The sequence below is a fragment of the Leekyejoonella antrihumi genome, from assembly GCF_007845645.1.
In the GTDB taxonomy this organism is placed as follows: domain Bacteria; phylum Actinomycetota; class Actinomycetes; order Actinomycetales; family Dermatophilaceae; genus Leekyejoonella; species Leekyejoonella antrihumi.
In genome coordinates this window covers 1-22,732 of sequence record NZ_VCQV01000043.1, presented here as the reverse complement: position 1 = coordinate 22,732, position 22,732 = coordinate 1, and the positions used below count along the sequence as shown (strand labels likewise).

Sequence of the window (22,732 nt, the reverse complement as noted above, 5' to 3'; positions counted from 1 at the left end):
CGGCGTGGGCGTCGGCGGGCTCCACGTGCGGCGTCCAGCGCGCTGTGCGCGAACACTCGGGTCGTGCCGCCATAATGACCGACCGTGGCCACTACATCGGCGCCCGCTGAGGACGCGATCGAGAACGAACGACCCTCGCCCAGACAGGGCAGCGGCCGGCTCGGTCTGTCCGTCCTGGCGCTCGGAGTCGTGTTCGGCGACATCGGCACCAGCCCGCTGTATGCGATGCAGACGGTGTTCAGCAGTGACCACGGGATGGTCAAGACGACTCCCGGCGACGTCTATGGCGTGGTGTCGCTCGTGTTCTGGTCGATCACCCTGATCGTGACGCTGAAGTATGTGGTGTTCGTGCTCCGCGCCGACAACGACGGCGAGGGCGGCGTGATGGCGCTCGCGCACCTGGCGCACCGAACCGTCCGGGCGGGAGGTCGGCGGTTCAAGCTGGCGATGCTGCTCGGCGTCCTCGGGGCGTCGCTGTTCTATGGCGACAGTGTGATCACGCCCGCGATCTCGGTGATGTCGGCAGTGGAGGGCCTCGAAGTGCCGGCGCCGAGCCTGCAGCACCTGGTGCTGCCGATCGGTGCCGTGATCCTGACCGGGCTGTTCGCGGTGCAACGCTTCGGGACGCACGTGGTCGGGCGGCTGTTCGGGCCGATCATGGTGGTCTGGTTCCTCGTGCTCGGCATCATGGGTCTGGACCACGTGCTGCCGCACCCGGCGGTGCTGAAGGGGCTGCTGCCGTCCTACGCGATCCTGTTCTTCGTCGACCATCCAGGGATCGCGTTCATCGCGATGGGCGCCATCGTGCTGTCCATCACCGGTGCGGAGGCGCTGTATGCCGATATGGGCCATTTCGGGCGGTCTCCGGTCCGCCGGTCGTGGTTCTGCCTCGTCTTCCCGTGCCTGACTCTCAACTACCTCGGCCAGGGGTCATTGATTCTGCGCGACCCGAGCACGGTGTCCAACCCGTTCTTCAAGATGGCGCCTTCGACGATGGCGCTGCCGCTGGTCGTCCTCGCGACGGTCGCCACGATCATCGCGTCGCAGGCGGTGATCTCCGGCGCGTTCTCGGTCTCGTCCCAGGCCGAGCGGCTCGGCTACCTCCCGCGGCTGACGGTGCGGCACACCTCGCAGCACGAGGGCGGCCAGATCTACGTCGCCTCGGTCAACTACCTGCTGTACGCCGGTGTCCTGGTGCTGCTGCTGATCTTCCGGACGTCGTCGCGTCTCGCGACGGCATACGGCCTGGCCGTGACCGGCACGCTGATCCTGACCACGACGCTGTTCCTGGTCTACGCCGAGTCGGCGTGGCACTGGAGCCGCTGGAAGCTGGTCGTCACCGGAGTGGTGTTCGGTGGGCTCGAGCTGACCTACTTTTCCGCCAACTTGACCAAGGTTCTCACCGGGGGCTGGCTACCGCTGCTCATCGCCGGCGGTGTGTGCACCGTGATGCTCACCTGGCATCGCGGGCAGACGCTGGTAACCGAGCGACGCTCGCACATCGAGGGCCCGATCCTGTCGTTCCTCACCAACTGCGCGGAGAACCCGCCGCACCGGGTGCCCGGCACCGCCGTCTTCTTGCACCCCAACCACGAGACGACACCGCTCGCGCTGCGGGAGAACGTGTCGTTCAACAACGTGCTCCACGAGAAGGTGTTGATCGTCGCGATGCGGTCCGCCAACGTCCCGCACGTGCCGCCGACGGAGCGGATCAAGGTCGAGGATGTCGGCAGCCCCGACGACGGGATCATCCACCTGACGATCACCTACGGGTTCCAGGATGACCAGAACCTGCCCCGTGCCCTGCGCCGGGCGCAGCTGCAGGGAGTGGACGTCGATCCGGACGAGGTGTACTACTTCCTGTCGCGCATCACCGTGCATCGCAGCAGCAAGCCGGGCATGGGCAAGCTGCGCAAGCGGCTCTTCGTCGCGCTCGCGCACAACGCCGCGACTCCGATCGACTACTTCAGCCTGCCGGAGGACCGCACGGTGGCGATGGGCAGCCAGGTCCCCCTCTAGCGGGACGCTCGCGGACGGGCTGGTCGCGACGGCGGCCGGGTGGGCCCGGCGCCACCGGAAGGTGGAGCGGCCCGCGGATCAGGGTGGTCCGGCGCATGGTGACCGGGCCGTTGCGTCGCAGCTGGGGGAGTCTGGTGGCGAGCTGTTGGAGGGCAACGGTCGCCTCGAGCCTGGCCAGTGGCGCACCGAGGCAGTAGTGGATTCCGCTGGAGAACGCGAGGTGCTCCAGGGCGTGCGACCGGGTGATGTCGAAGCGGTCGGGATCCGGGAAGGCCTTCGGGTCCCGGCCGGTGCCGCCGAGCAGCAGCATCACCCACTGGTCCTTGCGGATGCGTATGCCGTCGATCTCCTGGTCCTCGAACGCGATCCGCTCTGTGCGTTGGACCGGCGGGTTCCATCGCAGCGTCTCCTCCACGGCCTGCGCCGCCAGATCGGGCTGTTCGGTCAACAGCCGCCACTGGTCCGGGTGGTCGAGCAGCGCCTGCAGAGCGTTGCCCAGGAGGTTGACGGTCGTCTCGAAACCGGCAACCAGCAGCAGGGTGCACATCGGCACGAGCTCGGCGGCCCGGACCTGGTCTCCGCGCTCGGCCGCCAGAACGCTGAGCAGGTCGTCGCGCGGCTCGCGGGCGCGCAGCGTGAGCAGCTGGTCGAACATCGCCAGCAGGGCGGTGCCCGCCTCCATCAGCTCGCGGGCGTGTCGCAGTGAGTGGATGCCGTCGAGCGACCCGCCGAGGGCGGCTCCGTAGCGGGCGAAGGCCTGAGCGTCGATGCCGACGGTGTCGTCGATGCCGAACATCTGCGTGATGACGGCGATGGGTAGGGGAGCGGCCAGGTCCGCGACGAAGTCTGCCGTGCCGCGGCGCTCCAGCTGGTCGATGAGCCCACTGACCAACTGGTCGATCCGCTCCTGATAGCCGCGCACCAGCCGTGGCCGGAAGGCCGGTGCGGCCACCCGGCGCAACCGGCTGTGATCGGGCTCGTTGCGGTCGAGGAACGACAGATCGAAGGTCGCCTCGGTGCCGGCCGGCTCATCGACGGGGCGAACGCCGAAGGAGGCGCTGCGCAGCACCGTGCTTGCGACGGCGTGGTCGACCGTGGCGAGGTTGCCCAGCCTGGTCGGCACCAGCGGCCCGTGAGGCCGCAGCTCGGCATAGATGCGGTACGGGTCGGTGCGCCCCTCGGCGAGGCGCAGGCGCGCGACGGGGTCCCGATGCAGATGCCCGTGGTAGGCGGTGGCCAGGCGGGTGCGGTAGAGCTCCTGGCTGAAGGCGATCGCCGCGCGAGTCTCGTTGACGATGCTCACTGCGCAGCCCCGGGTAGTCCTCGCACCCGTTCAACGTACGCAGTTGTCGCAGGGCGAACAAGGAGGTCAGCGGAAGTGGCGTAGATCACCGTGATCGCATTCGCGTCAAGAACTTCGATATGGAACTATTTAGCGGTGTCCGTTACGCCCTACCGTCGTGTCCTCGAAGTGAGTGATGCGCGCCGCATCCTGTTGCTCGGCTTCCTCATCCGCATCCCGATCTTCAGTGCCGGCGTGATCCTCACCCTGCATGTGGTGGAACGGCTCGGTCGCAGCTATACCGCCGCCGGTCTGGTGGCGGCCGGCGCGACCCTTGCCGTGGCGGCGTCCGAGCCGCTCCGTGGCCGACTGCTGGACCGTTTTGGCCTGCGGAAGGTCGTCCTTCCGTCCCTGGTCATGACAGGTCTCTGCTGGAGTGTGGCACCCTTCGTCGGCTACTGGAAGCTGCTCCTACTTGCCACCGTGGGAGGGCTGTTCGCGGCTCCCACGTTCTCGATAATCCGCCAGGGCGTGATGGCCGCGGTGTCGATCGACGACCGGCGCACCGCGCTGTCGCTGGACGGCGTGATTCTGGAGCTGTCGTACATGGTGGGGCCGCTCGTGAGCGTCTGGTTGACGACGTTCGTGTCGACCGCATACGTGCTCTTCGGAGTGGAGATGCTCAGTGTCGTCGGGTGTGCGCTGCTCTGGTGGCAGAACCCCTCGCTACGTGCCGTTGACACGGTGCGGCTGGAAGGCGTGCCGACGGTCCCCAGACGTGCATGGTTCCGGCCCGGGTTTGTGGCTGTTTGTGGTGCTGCCGCAGCAGGCACCATCGTCCTGACGGGCAGCGACGTATCCATTGTCGCGGCCGTGCAGGAGTGGAACGCCGTGGCGATGATGGGCCTCGTCCTGGTGTTCTGGAGCCTCGGGTCGGTGATCGGCGGGCTCGTATACGGGACGCTCTCTCGAGCGATCTCCCCGTTCGCCCTCCTCCTTGGCCTCGCGATGGTCACGGCACCGATGGCGCTGGCGGGCGGCATCGTCCGGCTCGGCGCGCTGGCCTTCGTGGCGGGTCTGTTCTGTGCTCCCACCGTGACCTCGACGGTCGACGCCGTCAGCCGGATGGTGCCCGGGGTGGCCCGCGGAGAGGCTCTCGGCTGGCACGGCTCGTTCATGACCGCCGGGTCGGCCGTCGGCGCGCCGTTGGCCGGTGTGGCCATCGACCACCTGGGGTTCCGGGGCGGCTTCCTCTCGGTGGCGGCGCTGGGCGTGGTGGTCGCCGGGGGCGGCTGGTTCGCGATGAAGCTGCGCCGCCGGTTCGTGGCGCAGCACGCTCTCGCCGCCTAACGCACCCCACGATTGGGTTTGCCGCGGCGCTGCTGGTAGTCTTGCGTCACCGACTGGTGCGTAGGCATCAGTGTGCAAGAGAAGCCTAGCTTCCACCCGCGCGACAGGCATGTCACCGGGTTCGGTCAGGATATGAGCATCTCGCCCCAGCGGCGAGAAGGTTCGATGGTCGTCCGACGATCACCCTCCTGGACGCAGCGTTGGCTCCTCGTGCACCTCGGTGACGAGGAGCCCTTCTTTGTCTCCGAGGGAATTGAGAGCGACGACGAACGAAGGAGCAGACATCAGCGACGAGCCCCGTATCAACGACCGCATCCGGGTCCCGGAAGTGCGGTTGGTCGGACCCAATGGTGAGCAGGTCGGCATTGTGCGCGTCGAGGACGCGTTGCGGCTGGCCGCAGAGGCCGATCTCGACCTGGTCGAGGTGGCGCCGCAGGCCAAGCCTCCGGTGGCCAAGCTCATGGACTACGGCAAGTTCAAGTATGAAGCCGCCGTGAAGGCCCGTGAGTCCCGCAAGAACCAGGTCAACACCGTCATCAAGGAGATCAAGCTCCGACCGAAGATCGATCCGCACGACTACGGCACCAAGAGGGGCCACGTCGTCCGCTTCCTCTCGGCCGGTGACAAGGTCAAGGTGACCATCATGTTCCGCGGTCGCGAGCAGTCCCGGCCCGAACTGGGCTTCCGCCTGCTGCAGCGGCTGGCCGAGGACGTGGCGGAGCTGGGGTTCGTGGAGAGCGCGCCCAAGCAGGATGGTCGCAACATGGTGATGGTGCTGGGACCGACCAAGAAGAAGGCCGAAGCCCGCGCCGAGGACCGCCGCCGCAAGGCCGCGGCAGCCCAGCCCGAGCCTGCCAAGTCGGAAAGCTGACCGGTCGCCCCGGCGGCGACACCCGAGCCACGTACACACACACCGAGCGTCACCCGATGGCCTCGATGAGCAGAAGGAGATCGGCCACATGCCGAAGATGAAGACCCACAGCGGTGCCAAGAAGCGTTTCCGGGTGACTGGCTCGGGCAAGGTGATGCGCCAGCGCGCGCGTCACGTGCACAAGTTCCAGGAGCGCAGCAGCAGCGCCGCCCGCCGCCTCGTGCCCGATGTGGTCGTGGCCCCCGCGGACGAGCGCAGGATCAAGCGCCTGCTCGGCAAGTAGAGAACTTTTCATTTCCAGCCCCACCCGGGCCCCCTGAACCAGAAGGAGCACTCACGTGGCACGCGTGAAGCGGGCAGTCAATGCCCAGAAGAAGCGTCGTACCGTTCTCGAGCAGGCCAGCGGATACCGCGGCCAGCGCTCACGGCTGTACCGCAAGGCCAAAGAGCAGGTCACGCACTCGATGTCCTACTCCTACCGGGACCGTCGCGCCCGCAAGGGTGACTTCCGCCGTCTGTGGATCCAGCGGATCAACGCCGGTGCCCGTGCGAACGGGATGACCTACAACCGCTTCATCCAGGGCCTCAAGGCCGCTGAGATCGAGGTGGACCGTCGCATGCTGGCCGAGCTCGCCGTCAACGACGCGCCGGCCTTCGCCCAGCTGGTGGAGATCGCCAGGGCGAACGTGCCTGCCGTGACCGGTGCAGCCGGCGCGGACAGCGCTGCCTAATCGCCCGACCATCGCCCCACGCCGGCCCACGCCCGTGCTGACCAATCCCCGCGCCGAGCGGGTCAAGGCAGTGCACGCGCTGGGTCGGCGTTCGGCACGTCTGCGAGCCGGGCGATTCGTCGCCGAAGGGCCGCAGGCGGTCCGGGAGCTGCTCGGCTTCCGGCCGGAGACCGTGCTCGACGTCTACGGCGATCCCGAAGGTGGTGCCCGGCATACGGCCCTGATCGAGTCCGCTCGCACCGCCGGGATCCCCGTGCACGAGTGCAGTCCCGACGTGCTCGGTGCCATGAGCGACACCCAGCATCCGCAGGGAATCCTGGCCGTATGCCGCCCTGTCGACGTCCCTCTTGCGGCCGCCCTGGACGGCGGGCCGGGTTTCGTGGTCGTGCTGACCCACGTGCGCGACCCCGGCAATGCCGGCACCGTCATCCGCGGGGCCGATGCCACCGGAGCCCGGTGTGTCGTGGTGAGCGACGCCAGCGTCGACATCTACAACCCCAAGGTCGTGCGCTCGAGCGTCGGATCGCTCTGGCACCTTCCGATCTCCATCGGTGAGAGCATCGAGACCATCCTGGCGGTGTGCCGTGACCGGGGCCTCAGAGTGCTCGCCGCCGACGGCGGCGGCACCGACCTCCTGCCCGATGTGGAGCTGCAGACGCCGCACGCCTGGGTCATGGGCAACGAGGCGTGGGGCCTCGATCCGCAGATCCGGTCGCTGTGCGACCAGGTCGTGCGGGTGCCGATCTACGGCCGTGCGGAGTCGCTGAACCTTGCGATGGCCGCCACCTGCTGCATGTATGCCAGCGCGGGTGCCCTTCGCACGTGAGGAGCGGCGTCGTTAGGCTTGGGGAGCATGGACACCCCTGCTGACCTTCCGTTCAGCCCAGGTGGGGAGCGGCTGAGCGCCGGCAGCTACGTCGATCTGATGGAGCAGCTGCCGGAGGGCATCGTGTTTGCGGACGCCCAACATCGGCTGATGCTTGCCAACAGCCGGGCGGAACGGCTGACCGGTCTACCCCTGCGCACCATGGTCGGCCAGGATGTGCGGACGGCTCTGCCGCTGTTCGACGCGGCGGGTTCGAGCTGGTGGGAGGGGAACGACCCCTGGGGCGGCCTGCGCACTCGCAGCGGCTCGCCGGAGTGCCGGGTGGCGGTCTCGTCGGGGCATACCGTCCTGTTGGCGACGCGGCACATCCGACGTAGCGATCGCACGCTGCGCTTCCTCATCATGTCCATGCGCGACACCCGGGCGAGGGACCGGATCGAGGCGGACATGTCGGCGCTGATCACGACCGTCGCGCACGAGCTGCGTTCTCCGCTCGCATCGGTCAGTGGATTCTCCCGCACGCTCGCCGGCAGATGGTCGCAGCTGCGTGATGACCAGAAGCGCTGGATGCTGGACGCGATCGAGACCGACGCACAGCGGCTGTCGCGACTGGTCGGGGAGCTGCTGGACATCTCCCGACTCGACACCGGACGCCTGGTCCTGCACCGACGCCCGCTGGATCTGACAGCGGCCGTCTCGGAGCGGGTCGCACGGATCGTGAGCGCCGGCCAGGACCCGACGAGGTTCAGCGTGATCGATGACAGTGACGGCACAGATCTGTGGGCAGATCCCGACCGGGTCGCGCAGATCGTCGACAACCTCTTGCAGAATGCGGTGCGGCACGGCGCGGGAAAGGTCCGTGCGCATGTGCATTCCGGGCGCGACAACATCATGCTCGATGTCTCCGACGAGGGCCCGGGGATCCCTCTGGACGAGCGCACGGTGGTCTTCTCGCGCTTCTGGCAGGCGGATGCGCGGCGCAAGACCGGCAGCGGTCTCGGGCTGTATGTCGTGCGCGGCCTGGTCGAGGCGCACGGTGGGCACGTCACGGTCTTGGACGAAGGCCCGGGCGCCACTTTCCGGGTGACCCTGCCGAGCGACCTACCCAAGTCGCTGCGCTGAAACCTCCGTGCAGCAACGGAGCGGTCGCCGATAGAATCGCGGCTGCCGAGCGCCACACCCCCCACCCGAGATGAGAGCAATGTCAGGCCTGAACATGCAGGACGACCCGGTCGAGGTCAGTGCACTCGACCCGGCCGCCATCGACCAGGCCGTGCAGAACGCGCTCGCCGCGTTCGCCGGTGCCGGCTCGCTGGACGAGCTGAAGGCGGCCCGCACTGCGCACCAGGGGGACAAGAGCCCGCTGGCACTGGCGAACCGGGGGATCGGCGCGCTGCCCCCGACGGCCAAAGCAGAGGCCGGCAAGCGGGTCGGCAAGGCACGCGGGCAGGTCGGTGCGGCGGTCAAGGAGCGGCAGGCGCAGCTCGAGGCGGATCGCGACCGGCGCATCCTCGTCGAAGAGTCGGTGGACGTCACGATGATCCCGGCGCGTCGACCGCTCGGGCGACGTCACCCGGTCGAGCTGATGGGGCAGCGGATGGCCGACCTCATGGTCGGGATGGGCTGGGAGATCGCCGAAGGCCCCGAGGTCGAGGCCGAGTGGTTCAACTTCGACGCGCTCAACTTCGACATCGACCACCCCGCGCGGCAGATGCAGGACACGTTCTATGTCGAGCCCGCCGATTCGGGCCTGGTGCTGCGCACGCAGACCTCGCCGGTGCAGGCGCGCGCGATGCTGGAACGCGGGGTGCCGCTCTACATCGCGTGCGTCGGCCGGGTCTACCGCACCGATGAGCTGGACGCCACGCACATGCCCGCCTTCCACCAGCTCGAAGGCCTGGCGGTGGACGAGGGGCTGACGATGGCCCACCTGAAGGGCACTCTGGACCGGCTCGCGTCCGAGCTGTTCGGTGACGACATCACCACGCGGCTGCGACCCTCCTTCTTTCCTTTCACCGAGCCGAGCGCCGAGATGGACCTGCGCTGCTTCGTGTGCCGCGGCAGCAATCCGCAGTGCCGGTCGTGCAGCGGCACCGGATGGATCGAGTGGGGTGGTTGCGGCATGGTCAACCGCAACGTGCTGAGCGCCTGCGGGGTCGACCCGGATCGCTACTCAGGCTTTGCCTTCGGCATGGGCATCGACCGCGCGCTGCAGTTCCGCACCGGGCAGTCGGACATGCGAGAGCTGATCGAGGGAGATGTGCGTTTCGGCGCGCAGTTCGGGATGGAGATCTGATGCGGGTGCCGGTGGAGTGGCTGCGCGAGTATGTCGCGGTGCCCAAGGATGCGCGTGGCGTGGACGTCGCGGCGAGTCTGGTGCAGGTCGGTCTGGAGGAGGAGGGCGTGCACGGGGGGCAGGTCACCGGTCCACTCGTCGTCGGCAAGGTTCTGACCCTGGACCCCGAGCCGCAGAAGAACGGCAAGACCATCAACTGGTGCTCGGTTGACGTCGGCGCTGCGAATGGCACCGGCGAGCCCCAGGGCATCGTGTGCGGCGCGCACAACTTCCAGGTCGACGAGCTGGTGGTCGTGGTGCTGCCGGGCGCCGAGCTGCCCGGAGGTTTTGCGATCTCGGCGCGCAAGACCTACGGCCACGTCAGTGCCGGGATGATCTGTGCCGCCGACGAGCTCGGTCTGCCGGACGACGGCTCGGGTGGCATCATCCGGCTTGCCGACCTCCTGCCGAGCGCGGACGTGAAGCCGGGCGACGACGCGATCCCGCTGCTGGGCCTGGACCGCGAGACCGTCGAGATCAACGTGACCCCGGACCGTGGCTACTGCTTCTCGCTGCGTGGTGTGGCCCGCGAGTATGCGCACGCCACGGGCGCCGAGTTCACCGACCCCGCACTCGATCTCGCCGCACGCGCGCCGGCCTCGAACGAGGCAGGCTACGAGGTGCGGCTCGAGGACGACGCGCCGCTGCGCGGCAACCAGGGCTGCGATCGGTACGTCGCCCGGATCGTGCGGGGGATCGATCTCACTGCCGCGACACCGGCGTGGCTGGCCACCCGTCTCACCGAGGCCGGGATGCGCCCCATTTCGCTGGCCGTCGACGTGACGAACTACGTCATGCTCGCTCTCGGTCAGCCGTTGCACGCCTTCGACGTGCAGACGTTGCAGGGTCCGATCGTGGTGCGCCGGGCCAGGCAGGGAGAGAAGCTCAAGACCCTCGACGACGTCGAGCGTGCGCTCTACCCCGAGGACCTGCTGATCACCGACGGTGGTGACAAGGCGCTGGCGATCGCCGGTGTGATGGGCGGCGAGGACTCCGAGGTCACGGCGTCGACCACCGATGTGCTGATCGAGTCCGCGCACTTCGACGCGACGACAGTGGCGCGCTCGTCGCGCCGACACAAGCTGCCGTCGGAGGCGGCTCGCCGGTTCGAGCGCGGTGTCGACCCGCAGGCGGCGCCGGCTGCGGCGCAGCTGGCGGTGGACCTGCTGGTGCAGCTGGGTGGAGGCAACGTCGACCAGGGTGTGACCGACGTGGGTGCCCCACCGACTCCAGAGGCGATCGAGCTGGATCCGACGCTGCCCAGCCGGCTCGTCGGCGTGGACTACTCGACGGACGATGTCGTCGGTGTACTCCGTGAGATCGGCTGCGAGGTTGACACCTCCGGCGATGCGCTTTCGGTGGTCCCGCCATCTTGGCGGCCCGATCTGCATACGGCACCGGACCTGGTCGAGGAGGTCGCCCGGATCAAGGGCTATGACCGGATTCCGTCGATCCTGCCGACTCCACCCGGCGGGCGAGGCCTGACCCATGGGCAGCGGGTTCGTCGCGTCGTTGCCGATGCGCTTGCCGCACAGGGGCTCTCGGAGGTGTGGACCGCGCCGTTCGTCAGCGATGAGCGGCATGTGGCCCTTGGCTATGACGCGGAGCAGGCACGGGCGCGCACCGTGCGGATCGCCAATCCACTGTCCGAGCAGCAGCCGTTGATGCGGATCTCGGTGCTGTCCACGCTGGTCGACACGCTTCGCCGCAACATCTCGCGCGGCGTCAAGGACGTGGCCATCTTCGAGCTGGGCCTCGTGCTCGCGCGCGAGGGCGAGCAGCAGCACGCACTGACGTCACCGGTGGGGGTGCACCCGGCGCCCGAGGTGCTGGATGCGATTCGTGCCGCGGTCCCACCGCAGCCGAGGCACCTGGCGATCCTGCTCAGCGGAGAGACCGAGCACGCCGGCTGGTGGGGCGCCGGCCGCCCTGCCGACTGGTCTGACGCCGTCGCCCTGGTGCGGTCGGTAGGGACCGCGCTGGCGCTCGAGGTGAGCGTCCGAGCCGACGACGCCATGCCGTTCCACCCCGGGCGTTGTGCATGCTTCGCTCTGCCCGACGGCACCTTGGTCGGTCACGCCGGCGAGTTGCACCCGAAGGTGTGTCAGGCACTGGGGCTCCCGGCCCGGGTCGTGGGCGCCGAGATCGATGTGGACGTGCTCATCCACGCGAGCGATCAGGCCGTGGTGTCCCGTCCGATCGCGACCTATCCGCTGGTCCAGAGCGACGTCGCCCTCGTGGTCGACCAGTCCGTGACCGCCGCCGAGGTGGAGGCCGTGCTACGTAGCGGTGCCGGCGACCTGCTCGAGCAGATCGTGCTCTTCGACACCTACCAGGGAGATCAGGTGGAGGACGGCAAGAAGTCGCTGGCGTATCGGCTGTCCTTCCGTGCCCTCGACCGCACCCTGACCACCCAGGAGGTCAACACCCTCCGTGACCGTGCGGTGGCGGCTGCCGGTTCTGCGACGGGTGCCGTCCAGCGGACCTAGAGTTTTTGCGAGGTCCGAGTGCAGGGAGCTACATGGCTCGTTTTGCTGGTCCACCGCTGAGTCGCTAGACGACACTGTGACTGTGGACGCCATCATCCCCAGGAGCCGAGGCCATAGCGTTGTTACGTCCGGTTCGAGGCGAATGGCGTCGGATCGGCAGACGGCCCGAGCAGGGAGCGCGTCTGCCGTGGGTACCCGCCCGATCGACACGATGCGGTGCGAGGGCACACTGCGTGACTTCTTCACCGAAGGCACGTTGACGCCCTGTGGCCGTCCCGAAGGTCACCCCGGCGATCACTTCCCGGTGCCGCTCGTCGAAGACATGTACGACCCGGCTGCGGGCCGGAGGGAGGCGTCGAAACTCGCGCCTGAGGCATCCCCGGATGCCGACACTCAGCGGGCGGGGTAGGCGGCCAACTCTCGGTCGAGGGTCGCGTCGAAGCCGCCTGCCATACGCTGAAGCGGTGTCGCCAGTGATCCGGGCCGCCCGGCTTGAGGACGTGCCGGTCCTCGCAAAGATCTATGGGCACGCCGTGCGGGAGAGCGTCGCGACCTTCGACGTCACCGATCCGCCGCTGTCCTACTGGCGCGAGAGGCTGTCGAGCGCTGAGCGCGGCGACCACCTGGTCGTCGTCGAACGCGACGGCACGGTGGCCGGCTACGCCTGCTCGAGCCGGTTCCGCCCTCGTCCGGCATACGCGCGCACTCGGGAGACGTCGGTCTACCTGCTACCCGACGCGGTGGGTCAGGGTCTGGGCAGTCTGGCGTACTCCCATCTGCTCGAGCTGCTCCGGGCGGATCGGATGCACAGCGCGGTGGCCGTCGTGGCGGAACCGAATCCCGCGTCGGTGTCGTTGCACGAGTCCCTCGGGTTCGAGCTGGTCGGCACCCTGCGCGAGGTCGGTCGGAAGTTCGATCAGTGGGTCGACACTCGGTGGTACCAGCTCCGTCTCGAGCCGTAGGCGGACGGGTTGGCCGGCGGCGAGCTCAGCCGACCGCGAGTTCGCACTTTCGGGTCCCAGAATCGAAAGTGGGGCCAGATGCTGCGATCTCGGCGAGTCGTAGGAGCCGAACTTGCGATCTCGAATACTGCGACCCGGTCCCGCAGGTTGAGACGATAGTTGGTCGACTGTTGGGTACCCACCGGAGACCGCATGTGCATGAATATGCGTGAGTGTGTATATTCATGCACATGGTTCGGGTAGCAGTAGCGGGTGCGAGTGGGTATGCCGGCGGCGAGGTGCTGCGGCTCCTCCTCGGGCACCCAGACGTCGAGATCGGTGCACTCACAGCGGGCAGCAGCGCGGGCTCCACCCTGGCGCAGCACCAGCCGCATCTCGTGCCGCTCGCGGATCGGGTGATCGAGGAGACCACGGCTGCGGTTCTGCACGGGCACGACGTGGTCATCATGGCGCTTCCGCACGGTGCGTCCGCAGCAGTCGCCGAGGCGCTCGACGAACGGAGCGTCATCATCGACTGCGGTGCGGACTTTCGCCTGACGGATCCGTCCGGATGGCAGAGGTTCTACGGCACCGCGCACGCTGGTTCGTGGCCCTACGGTATGCCGGAGCTCGTGCGTGTCGGCGGCGGCAAGCAGCGCGAGGTGCTGGCCGGCAGCCACCGGATCGCGGTGCCGGGGTGCTATCCCACCGCGTGCAGCCTTGCGCTCGCACCTGCAGTGGCCGACGGACAGGTGCAGCTGCGCGACCTCGTCATCGTCGCCGCGAGTGGCACGTCAGGCGCCGGACGGTCGCTGAAGCCGCATCTGCTCGGCTCCGAGGTGATGGGCGCGATGAGCCCCTACGGCGTCGGCGGCGTGCACCGGCATACGCCAGAGATCGAACAGAACCTCACCGCAGCGGCGGGGGAACCGGTGAAGGTCTCGTTCACGCCGACCCTGGCGCCGATGCCGCGAGGCATCCTCGCCACCTGCAGTGCACCCCTCGCCCACGGAGCGACCGGTGACACCGTCCGGGAGGTCTATGAGAAGGCCTATGCCGACGAACCTTTCGTGCAGCTCCTGCCGGATGGACGGTGGCCCAACACGGGAAATGTGCTGGGATCGAACGTTCTCCAGCTGCAGGTCACCGTCGATGAGCGGGTCGGCCGGGTCGTCGTCGTCGCCGCGGTCGACAACCTCACCAAGGGGACCGGCGGCGCCGCGGTGCAGTGCATGAATCTCGCGCTGGGCCTGCCCGAGGGCACGGCTCTTCCAACCACAGGAGTTTCACCATGAGCGTGACTGCAGCCAAGGGGTTTCGGGCCTCGGGCGTGACCGCCGGCCTCAAGCCCAGCGGGCGTCCCGATGTCGCGCTGGTCATCAACGACGGACCGAACCGGGACGCCGCGGCCGTCTTCACCAGCAACCGGGTCGAGGCCGCACCCGTCACCTGGAGTCGCCAGGTCGTCTCCGACGGTCGTGTCGACGCCGTCGTGCTCAACTCGGGGGGTGCGAATGCCTGCACCGGCGCACAGGGCTTTGCCGACACCCATCGCACGGCCGAGCACGTGGGCGAGCGGCTGCAGGTCTCGGCCGGTGACGTGGCCGTCTGCTCAACGGGTCTCATCGGCGAGCTGCTCCCGATGGACACGCTGCTCGCCGGTGTCGACGCCGCCGCCCCGGCCTTGTCGGCGGACGGTGGACACGCGGCAGCGGAGGCGATCATGACGACCGACACCGTTGCCAAGGAGTGCGTGGTGACCGGTGAAGGCTGGACCGTCGGCGGGATGGCCAAGGGCGCCGGTATGCTCGCGCCCTCGCTCGCCACGATGCTCGTCGTCATCACCACCGACGTGGTTGCCGACGCCGCGACTCTCCACGAAGTGCTCGCCGAGGCGACCTCCACGACGTTCGACCGCATCGATTCGGACGGGTGTCAGTCGACCAACGACACCGTCCTGCTGCTCTCGTCCGGAGCATCGGGAGTGCAGGTCGATCGGCGCGAGCTGGCGACGGCGGTCACGGGCGTGTGTGCGGACCTGGCGCGCCGGCTGATCGGAGATGCCGAGGGCGCGGCTCACGACATCGAGATCGAGATCCGTTCCGCCGCAACGGTTGACGATGCGCTGGAGGTGGCACGAGCCATCGCCCGCAACAATCTCTTCAAGTGCGCAGTCTTCGGCAACGACCCGAACTGGGGACGGGTCGTGGCTGCGGTCGGCACGACGTCCGCAGCATTCGAACCCAGCCAGCTGGACGTGACCATCAACGGTGTCCAGGTATGCCGTGGGTGCGGCGTGGGCGACGACCGCTCCGGGGTCGATCTGTCGGTACGTGACGTGCACGTGATCGTCGACCTGCACGCGGGCGCCCAGACCGCCACGGTCTGGACCAACGACCTGACACACGACTACGTCCACGAGAACTCGGCCTACAGCACATGACCACCCCGCAAAGTTGTTCGTTCGTGCCTCGCTCCCTACTTTGCGGGGACCCCGAGCATTCCTCGCTCGCACCGTATTCAACAGACTGCGAGGATCTCGGATGAGCCTTCGAGATGTGAACGCCATTGCCGAGGCGACCAGCAAGGCCAGCACGCTGGTCGAGGCGCTGCCCTGGCTGGAGCGGTTCCGCGGCGCACTGGTTGTCGTGAAGTACGGCGGCAACGCCATGACGGATGATGCCCTCAAGCTGGCCTTCGCACAGGATGTCGCGTTCCTGCGGTATGCCGGGCTGCGTCCCGTGGTCGTGCACGGCGGTGGGCCACAGATCCAGGACATGCTCGACCGACTCGGCATCTCCAGCGAGTTCAAGGGCGGACTGCGCGTGACGACGCCCGAAGTGATGGATGTCGTTCGCATGGTCCTCACCGGGCAGGTCTCTCGGGAGCTGGTGGGCCTGATCAACCAGCACGGTGCCCTGGCAGTCGGACTCTCCGGCGAGGACGGTGCCCTGTTCGGCGCCCGCCGGCGCGGCGCACTGATCGACGGCGAACTGGTGGATATCGGCCTGGTCGGCGATGTGGAGACGGTCAACCCTGCCGCCGTCGAAGACCTGCTCGCGGCCGGCCGAATTCCCGTCGTCTCATCGGTGGCACCCGATCTCGATCATGACGGCCAGGTGCTCAACGTCAACGCGGACACCGCCGCCGGCGCGTTGGCCGTGGCGCTCGACGCGCACAAGCTGGTCGTGCTCACCGATGTCGAAGGCATCTACGGCAACTGGCCGGACAAGGGCAGCCTGCTCAGCGGTCTGACGGTCAGCGCGGCCGAACAGCTGCTCCAGCAGGTGGACTCCGGCATGGTCCCCAAGCTGGAGGCCTGCGTGCGAGCCATCCGTGGCGGAGTCGCCCAGGCGCACGTCGTCGACGGCCGGCAGCCGCACTCACTGCTGCTCGAGGTCTTCACCGACGAGGGCATCGGCACCATGATCACCAACGACTGCAACCCCACGTCCAAGGAGGCCACCGATGAGTAAGCAGTCCGAGCTGCTCGCACGCTACGAGGCCAGCATGCTCGGCGTCTTCGGGCGTCCGCCGCTGGTCCTCACGCATGGAGACGGCGCGTACGTATGGGACGCCGACGGCAAGCGCTACCTGGATCTGGTCGGCGGTATCGCCGTCAATGTGCTCGGGCACGGACATCCCGCCCTCGTGTCGGCAGTCTCCAAGCAGTCCGCCGAGCTGGTGCACATCTCCAACCTGTTCACGTCCGAGCCCCAGATCCGCCTCGCTGAGCGCCTGCTCGAGGTAGCCGGTGCGCCGGAGGGCTCCAGGGTCTACTTCGGCAACTCTGGCACGGAGGCGATCGAGGCCGCGATCAAGCTGAGCCGCCGCACCGGACGCACCGGCATCGTCGCGGCGACGGGAGCGTTCCACGGCCGCACCACCGGTGCCCTGGCACTGACCCACAAGGTCGCCTACCGCGAGCCGTTCGAGCCACTCATTCCCGGTGTCACGCATGTGGAATATGGCGATGTGGCGGCTCTGCGTGCCGCCGTCACCGAGGAGGTCGGCGCGGTGTTCCTGGAGGCCGTCCAGGGCGAGGCGGGCGTCATCGTGCCGTCCCGGGAGTATCTCCAGGCCGCTCGCGAGCTGACAAGTGCTGTGGGCGCGCTGTTGGTGATCGACGAGATCCAAACCGGCATCGGACGCACCGGTAAGTGGTTTGCCTTCCAGCACACGGGAATCCAGCCGGACGCGATCACCATCGCGAAGGGGCTCGGTGGGGGAGTTCCGATCGGTGCGATGGTGACGTTCGGTGAGTCTGTGTCGAAGCTGCTCACGAAAGGGCAGCACGGCACGACTTTCGGTGGCAACCCACTGGCCTGCGCTGCCGGACTGGCCGTGCTCGATGCCATCGAGTCCGAAGGCCTCGTCCAGCATGCACAGGAGGTGGGTGACTACCTGGCCGCTGCCGTCGAGGGGCTTGGGCTCAGCCAGGTGACCGGTGTGCGCGGGCTCGGCCTCATGCGGGCAATCCTGTTGCGGGACGAGATCGCACCCGGAGTTGCGAGTGCCGCGATGAATGCCGGATTCATCATCAATCCCGTTCGTCCCCAGGCGATCCGGCTGGTGCCTCCACTGGTGCTCAGCCTCGGTCAGGTCGACGACTTCGTCGGTGCCCTGCCGGGACTCATCGAGGCGGCGACGGCATGATCCGGCACTTCCTTCGTGACGACGACTTGAGCCCGGCCGAGCAGGCAGAAGTGTTGAAGCGGGCGCGTGAGCTGAAGGCCGACCGGCACGCCCGTCAACCGTTGGCCGGACCGCAAGCCGTCGCGATCATCTTCGACAAGCCCACGTTGCGGACCCAGCTGTCCTTCTCGGTCGGCATCGCGGAGCTCGGGGGCTTCCCGATGGTGGTGGACGGCAAGCTGGCGCAGATCGGCTCGCGGGAGTCCATCCCGGACACTGCGCGAGTGATCGGTCGTCAGGTCTCGGCCGTCGTCTGGCGGACCTACGAGCAGGAGCGGCTCGAGCAGATGGCCGCCCACGCCGGTGTGCCCGTGGTGAATGCGCTGACCGATCAGTTCCACCCGTGCCAGATCCTGGCCGATCTGCAGACGGTCTCCGAGCACAAGGGCGAGCTTGCCGGCCTCACGATGACGTACGTCGGAGACTGTGCCAACAACATGGCTCACTCCTACCTGCTCGGGGGTGCGCTGGCCGGCATGCAGGTGCGGGTGGCCGGCCCGTCGACCCACCAGCCGGATCCGGCGGTGCTCGCACGTGCGGGCGAGATTGCGTCGACCACGGGTGGTTCGGTGTCGGCCGGCACCGATGCCGAGGAGGCGGCCGCCGGCGCCGACGTCATGGTCACGGATACGTGGGTGTCGATGGGGCAGGAGGAGGAGAAGTCCGCACGTCAGGGGCAGGAGTCTCCGTTTGCGGCCTACCGGCTCGACGAGGCACTGCTGGCCCACGCGGCGGGTGACGCGATCGTCCTGCACTGCCTCCCGGCCTACCGAGGGTTTGAGATCTCGGCGGACGTGATCGACGGGCCGCAGTCGGTGGTGTGGGACGAGGCGGAGAACCGGTTGCATGCCCAGAAGGCGCTGCTCAGCTTTCTGCTCGACCACGCCGCGGGAGCCCAGGGATGATCGCGGGCACGCGCACCGCACGACAACAGCGCATCGTGGAGATCATCCAGCGAGAGCCGATTCGCTCACAGACCGAGCTCGCGGAGCGACTGCTGTCGGACGGGGTCGACGTCACCCAGGCAACACTGTCTCGTGATCTGGTCGAGCTCGGCGCGACGAAGGTGCGGCGCGGGAGGCAACTGCTCTACGTCGTCCCTGGCGAGGGCGGCGACCGCACACCACAAGGAGGCGGCGCGGCGCACGAGATGAACTCCCGCCTACGGCGCCTGTGCGCGGAGGTGCTCGTGACGGCCACGGTGTCGGCCAACCTGGTGGTGCTGCGAACCCCGCCGGGAGCGGCGAACTACCTTGCGCAGGCCATCGACCAGGCAGAGCCACCCGAGGTCGACGGCACCATCGCCGGTGACGACACGATCATCGTCGTCGCCAGCGGACCCAGGGCGGCACCGGGCGTCGCCGAGTACTTCCTGGCGCTTGCCGACAGCGGCGAGTGAGACAGACTGCAGCCATGACACGAGGAGCCGGAGTGACCGCAAAGACCATAGACCGGGGCAGCAGCGATGACTGACAAGCACGAAGACCGGCTGAGCCTGTGGGGTGGCCGTTTCGCCGGAGGTCCTGCGGACGCTCTGGCCGCACTGTCCAAGTCCACTCACTTCGACTGGCGTCTGGCGCCGTATGACATTGCCGGGTCCCGCGCCCACGCGAAGGTCCTGCATGGAGCGGGCCTGCTGGACGCAGATGCGCTCCGGCAGATGCTCTCGGCCCTCGATCAGCTCCTGGCGGACGTGCGGTCCGAGGCATTCACGTCGGCGCCCGACGACGAGGACGTCCACACGGCACTGGAGCGTGGCCTGATCGAACGCGCGGGCGCCGATGTCGGGGGACGGCTTCGAGCCGGACGGTCGCGCAACGACCAGGTGGCGACGCTGTTTCGGATGTATCTGCGCGATCATGCTCGCGCTGTCAGTGCGCTGGTCTTGGACGTGGTCGATGCGCTGGTGCTGCAGGCGCGCACGCACCTTGGTGTGGCGATGCCCGGCCGCACCCACATGCAGCACGCGCAGCCGGTGCTGCTGTCGCACCATCTGCTCGCTCACGCGTGGGCGTTGCTGCGCGACGTGCAGCGTTGGCAGGACTGGGATCGCCGGACCGACGAGTCGCCGTATGGGTCGGGCGCACTCGCCGGGTCATCACTGGGGCTGGACCCGGAGGCCGTGGCGCACGACCTCGGATTCAGCCGGGCGACCGCCAACTCGATCGATGGGACGGCCTCGCGCGACTTCGTCGCCGAGTTCTGCTTCATCAGTGCGATGACGGCGGTCGACATCTCCCGCATCGCGGAGGAGACGATCCTCTGGGCGACCAAGGAGTTCGGCTTCGTGACGCTGGACGACTCGTACTCGACGGGTTCGAGCATCATGCCGCAGAAGAAGAACCCGGACGTCGCCGAGCTGGCTCGGGGCAAGGCCGGGCGCCTGATCGGCGATCTGTCGGGACTCATGGCCACCCTGAAGGCGCTCCCACTGGCATACAACCGGGACCTGCAGGAGGACAAGGAGCCGGTCTTCGACGCCGTCGACACGCTCGAGGTGCTTCTGCCCGCCTTTTCCGGAATGGTCGCGACCTTGACCTTCCACCCAGAGCGGCTCGAAGAGCTTGCACCACAAGGATTTTCGCTCGCGACCGACATCGCGGAGTGGCTGGTCCGGCAGGGTGTGCCGTTCCGAGTCGCCCACGAGGTGGCCGGCGCGTGCGTCCGAGAGTGCGAAGAGCGCGGAGTCGAGCTGTGGGACCTGACCGACGATGACCTGCAGCGCATCTCGAAGCACCTCACGCCCGGTGTCCACGATGTGCTCAGCGTGCCGGGCTCGCTCGCGTCGCGTGACGCCGTCGGCGGGACCGCGCCCGCCCGGGTCGCCGAGCAGCTCGAGCTCGCCGCGGCCGAGGCCCGGCAGGCACGCGACTGGGCACAGGCCGGCCCGGCCGAGGTCTGAGGTCTCCACGATGGCGGAGCGAGCGACCGACGAGCCACCAGTCCTGCGGACGGCGCGGAGCCTGCTCGGTCGCATCGTCGGCCATGGCGGTGTGACGGTGCGACTCACCGAGGTCGAGGCGTATGCCGGCGTGGCCGACCCGGGTTCGCATGCCTTTCGCGGTCCCACTCGGCGGAACGCGGTCATGTTCGGCCCACCGGGGCACCTGTACGTCTACTTCACCTACGGCATGCATCACTGCATGAACGTTGTGCTGAGTCCCGAGGGTGAGGCATCGGCGGTGCTGCTGCGGGCCGGGGCCGTCGTCGACGGTCTGGCGACGGCGCGCAGCCGCCGTGGACGCTCCTCCGACCGGGACCTGGCGCGCGGGCCGGCACGAATGACGAAGTGCCTGGCGATCGACCTGAGTCACAACGGCAGCACCATCGGGTCGACGGGGGCCGGGTTCGTGCTCGGCCCGGCTGTCGCTGTCGACGCAGACAGCATCAGGTGCGGGCCACGAGTGGGCCTGAGCGGACCAGGCGGAGACGGCACGGCATACCCCTGGCGCTTCTGGATCGATGGCGAGCCGAGCGTGTCGGCATACCGTCCGGCAAAACCCCGTCGCAGAGGCTGACCGGCATACGGCACCCTAGTGGCAGGGCCCGGCACCAGGCCGGGCACGGCGAGAGGAACGACACCGTGAGCGACATTTTCGACGAGCTGCAGTGGCGCGGTTTGGTGGCCCAGACCACCGACGAGACCGCGCTGCGCAAGGCACTCGCCGACGGGCCGCTCACGCTGTATGTGGGCTTCGACCCCACGGCGCCGTCGCTGCACTTCGGCAACCTGGTCCAGCTCGTGCTCGCTCGTCGCTTGCAGCAGGCCGGGCATCGCGTGCTCTGTCTGGTCGGCGGCTCCACCGGGTTGATCGGCGACCCGAAACCGGACTCCGAACGAGTGTTGCGCACCAAGGAGCAGGTAGCCGACGCCGTGGCACACATCCGCGCGCAGGCGGAGTCGTTCCTGTCGTTCGACGGCGACAATCCGGCCACCATGGTCAACAACCTGGACTGGACGCAGGGGATCAGCGCACTGGACTTCCTGCGGGACTACGGCAAGCACTTCCGAGTCAACGCCATGGTCAAGAAGGACGCCGTGGCGGCGCGCCTGAACAGCGACCAGGGCATCAGCTACACCGAGTTCAGCTATCAGATCCTGCAGGCCCTTGACTACCTGCACCTCTTTCGGGAGTTCGGCTGCACCCTGCAGACCGGTGCCGTCGACCAGTGGGGCAACATCCTGGCGGGCGTGGATCTGATCCGCAGCGCGGACGGCGGGCATGCCCATGTGCTCACGACGCCGCTCCTGACCGACGCGTCAGGGCGCAAGTACGGCAAGTCCGAGGGCAACGCGATCTGGCTCGACCCCGAGATGACCAGCCCATACGCGTTCTACCAGTACTGGATCAACATCGATGACTCCGAGGTGATCAAGCTGCTCAAGGTGTTCACCGACCTCGAGTACGAGGCCATCGCCGAACTCGAGCAGCAGGTCACGGACGCACCGTTCCGCCGGGAGGCACAGCGCACCCTTGCCGCCGAGGTCACGACACTCGTGCATGGCGCCGAGGCGACCCGAGCGGCACAGGACGCATCGGCGGCGCTCTTCGGCAAGGGCGACGTGCACGTGCTCGATGCAGCCACCCTGAAGGACGCGACAGGCGAGCTTCCCGGTGGGGCCGTGGCCGCCGGCGACACGATCGTGGACGCACTCGTTGCCGTCGGCGTTGCAGACAGCCGCAATGCCGCTCGCCGGCTGATCAAGGACGGCGGGGTGTCGGTGAACAACATCAAGGTGACCGACCCCGAGCAGACCCTGTCCGACGCGGACTTCCTGCACGGTCAGACCGCCCTGGTCAAGCGCGGCCGCAAGCACCTCGCGGCCGCCCGCCGCCGCCGCGGCTGAGGCAAGATGGGGCAGCGCCGCCGCTCAATTTGGTCTGCGGCCATCGCTGCCGTACAGTTCTGCAGGTCGCCTTACGGGAGGCACGGACAGCTGGGAGACCAGATGGCCGGTCCCGGAGCGACCGACATCCGCGCAAATCCCGATTTGGGAATGACGCAAACAGGATGGTAAGTTTAACCAGTCGCCGCAAGCAAGGGAGAGAATCCCGGAATTGCGGCAGAGATCGTTTCTTGAGAACTCAACAGCGTGTCGAGTGATTGATGCCAGATTTTTTGTTTGGTTGATTTCGATGGATAGCATTTTTTGCTTTTGTTGATTTCGGCTGGGATTGGGTTTTTTGGTTT

At 68.0% G+C, this 22,732-nt stretch carries 21 protein-coding genes; 20 read left to right on the top strand and 1 reads right to left on the bottom strand.

Translation table 11 applies throughout. From position 1 onward, the window contains the following. Positions 1-84: 84 nt before the first annotated feature. Positions 85-2,019 (top strand): potassium transporter Kup, encoded by a 1,935-nt coding sequence (locus tag FGL98_RS21565; RefSeq protein WP_146320399.1) that lies wholly within the window; start codon positions 85-87, stop codon positions 2,017-2,019. Here the strand turns inward: FGL98_RS21565 and FGL98_RS21560 are convergent. Beyond that, a complete protein-coding gene (locus FGL98_RS21560; RefSeq protein WP_222432328.1) occupies positions 1,967-3,322 on the bottom strand; it encodes a cytochrome P450 in 1,356 nt (451 codons plus the stop codon). The genes FGL98_RS21565 and FGL98_RS21560 overlap by 53 nt on opposite strands. Before the next feature lie 168 nt (positions 3,323-3,490). Here FGL98_RS21560 and FGL98_RS21555 point away from each other — a divergent pair, with 168 nt between their 5' ends. The 19 genes from FGL98_RS21555 to tyrS all read left to right on the top strand — a co-directional run bounded on the left by FGL98_RS21555 (position 3,491) and on the right by tyrS (position 22,388). Then, the gene (locus tag FGL98_RS21555; RefSeq protein ID WP_246136686.1) at positions 3,491-4,651 is read left to right on the top strand and encodes an MFS transporter; all 1,161 of its coding nucleotides are present in this window, start codon (positions 3,491-3,493) and stop codon (positions 4,649-4,651) included. A gap of 253 nt (positions 4,652-4,904) precedes the next feature. Continuing rightward, entirely contained in the window at positions 4,905-5,522 is a 618-nt protein-coding gene (infC, locus tag FGL98_RS21550) for a translation initiation factor IF-3 (protein WP_146320416.1), read from the top strand. Positions 5,523-5,610: 88 nt separating this feature from the next. Beyond that, complete coding sequence (gene rpmI / locus FGL98_RS21545; RefSeq protein ID WP_146320395.1) at positions 5,611-5,805, top strand: 50S ribosomal protein L35; 195 nt, start codon at positions 5,611-5,613, stop codon at positions 5,803-5,805. A 55-nt stretch (positions 5,806-5,860) separates the two neighbouring features. After that, a complete protein-coding gene (gene rplT, locus FGL98_RS21540) occupies positions 5,861-6,253 on the top strand; it encodes a 50S ribosomal protein L20 (RefSeq protein ID WP_146320393.1) in 393 nt (130 codons plus the stop codon). A 34-nt stretch (positions 6,254-6,287) separates the two neighbouring features. Continuing rightward, positions 6,288-7,079 (top strand): TrmH family RNA methyltransferase, encoded by a 792-nt coding sequence (locus FGL98_RS21535; protein WP_146320391.1) that lies wholly within the window; start codon positions 6,288-6,290, stop codon positions 7,077-7,079. 27 nt (positions 7,080-7,106) lie between these two features. After that, complete coding sequence (locus FGL98_RS21530) at positions 7,107-8,201, top strand: sensor histidine kinase (protein WP_146320389.1); 1,095 nt, start codon at positions 7,107-7,109, stop codon at positions 8,199-8,201. Between the two features lie 79 nt (positions 8,202-8,280). Next, on the top strand, positions 8,281-9,375 hold the full coding sequence (locus tag FGL98_RS21525; RefSeq protein ID WP_146320387.1) for a phenylalanine--tRNA ligase subunit alpha: 1,095 nt from the start codon (positions 8,281-8,283) through the stop codon (positions 9,373-9,375). Next, positions 9,375-11,903 (top strand): phenylalanine--tRNA ligase subunit beta, encoded by a 2,529-nt coding sequence (gene pheT, locus FGL98_RS21520; RefSeq protein ID WP_146320385.1) that lies wholly within the window; start codon positions 9,375-9,377, stop codon positions 11,901-11,903. Before FGL98_RS21525 ends, pheT begins: the two co-directional genes overlap by 1 nt. Positions 11,904-12,090: 187 nt before the next feature. Further along, the gene (locus tag FGL98_RS21515) at positions 12,091-12,312 is read left to right on the top strand and encodes a hypothetical protein (protein WP_146320383.1); all 222 of its coding nucleotides are present in this window, start codon (positions 12,091-12,093) and stop codon (positions 12,310-12,312) included. A 55-nt stretch (positions 12,313-12,367) separates the two neighbouring features. Next, on the top strand, positions 12,368-12,865 hold the full coding sequence (locus FGL98_RS21510) for a GNAT family N-acetyltransferase (protein ID WP_186526302.1): 498 nt from the start codon (positions 12,368-12,370) through the stop codon (positions 12,863-12,865). 230 nt (positions 12,866-13,095) lie between these two features. Further along, entirely contained in the window at positions 13,096-14,139 is a 1,044-nt protein-coding gene (gene argC, locus FGL98_RS21505) for an N-acetyl-gamma-glutamyl-phosphate reductase (RefSeq protein ID WP_146320379.1), read from the top strand. Next, the gene (argJ, locus tag FGL98_RS21500; protein WP_146320377.1) at positions 14,136-15,287 is read left to right on the top strand and encodes a bifunctional glutamate N-acetyltransferase/amino-acid acetyltransferase ArgJ; all 1,152 of its coding nucleotides are present in this window, start codon (positions 14,136-14,138) and stop codon (positions 15,285-15,287) included. Before argC ends, argJ begins: the two co-directional genes overlap by 4 nt. A gap of 100 nt (positions 15,288-15,387) precedes the next feature. After that, positions 15,388-16,320 (top strand): acetylglutamate kinase, encoded by a 933-nt coding sequence (argB, locus tag FGL98_RS21495; protein ID WP_146320376.1) that lies wholly within the window; start codon positions 15,388-15,390, stop codon positions 16,318-16,320. Next, the gene (locus tag FGL98_RS21490; RefSeq protein WP_146320374.1) at positions 16,313-17,500 is read left to right on the top strand and encodes an acetylornithine transaminase; all 1,188 of its coding nucleotides are present in this window, start codon (positions 16,313-16,315) and stop codon (positions 17,498-17,500) included. Before argB ends, FGL98_RS21490 begins: the two co-directional genes overlap by 8 nt. Beyond that, entirely contained in the window at positions 17,497-18,444 is a 948-nt protein-coding gene (gene argF, locus FGL98_RS21485) for an ornithine carbamoyltransferase (protein WP_146320372.1), read from the top strand. Before FGL98_RS21490 ends, argF begins: the two co-directional genes overlap by 4 nt. Continuing rightward, positions 18,441-18,938: an arginine repressor gene (locus tag FGL98_RS21480; protein ID WP_146320370.1), complete on the top strand. Its 498-nt coding sequence runs from the start codon at positions 18,441-18,443 to the stop codon at positions 18,936-18,938. Before argF ends, FGL98_RS21480 begins: the two co-directional genes overlap by 4 nt. Positions 18,939-19,004: 66 nt before the next feature. Further along, on the top strand, positions 19,005-20,441 hold the full coding sequence (argH, locus tag FGL98_RS21475; RefSeq protein WP_146320368.1) for an argininosuccinate lyase: 1,437 nt from the start codon (positions 19,005-19,007) through the stop codon (positions 20,439-20,441). A 10-nt stretch (positions 20,442-20,451) separates the two neighbouring features. After that, positions 20,452-21,057, top strand: a complete 606-nt coding sequence (locus FGL98_RS21470; RefSeq protein ID WP_146320366.1) for a DNA-3-methyladenine glycosylase — start codon at positions 20,452-20,454, stop codon at positions 21,055-21,057. 65 nt (positions 21,058-21,122) lie between these two features. Further along, complete coding sequence (gene tyrS, locus FGL98_RS21465; RefSeq protein WP_146320364.1) at positions 21,123-22,388, top strand: tyrosine--tRNA ligase; 1,266 nt, start codon at positions 21,123-21,125, stop codon at positions 22,386-22,388. The last annotated feature ends 344 nt before the right edge of the window (positions 22,389-22,732 follow it).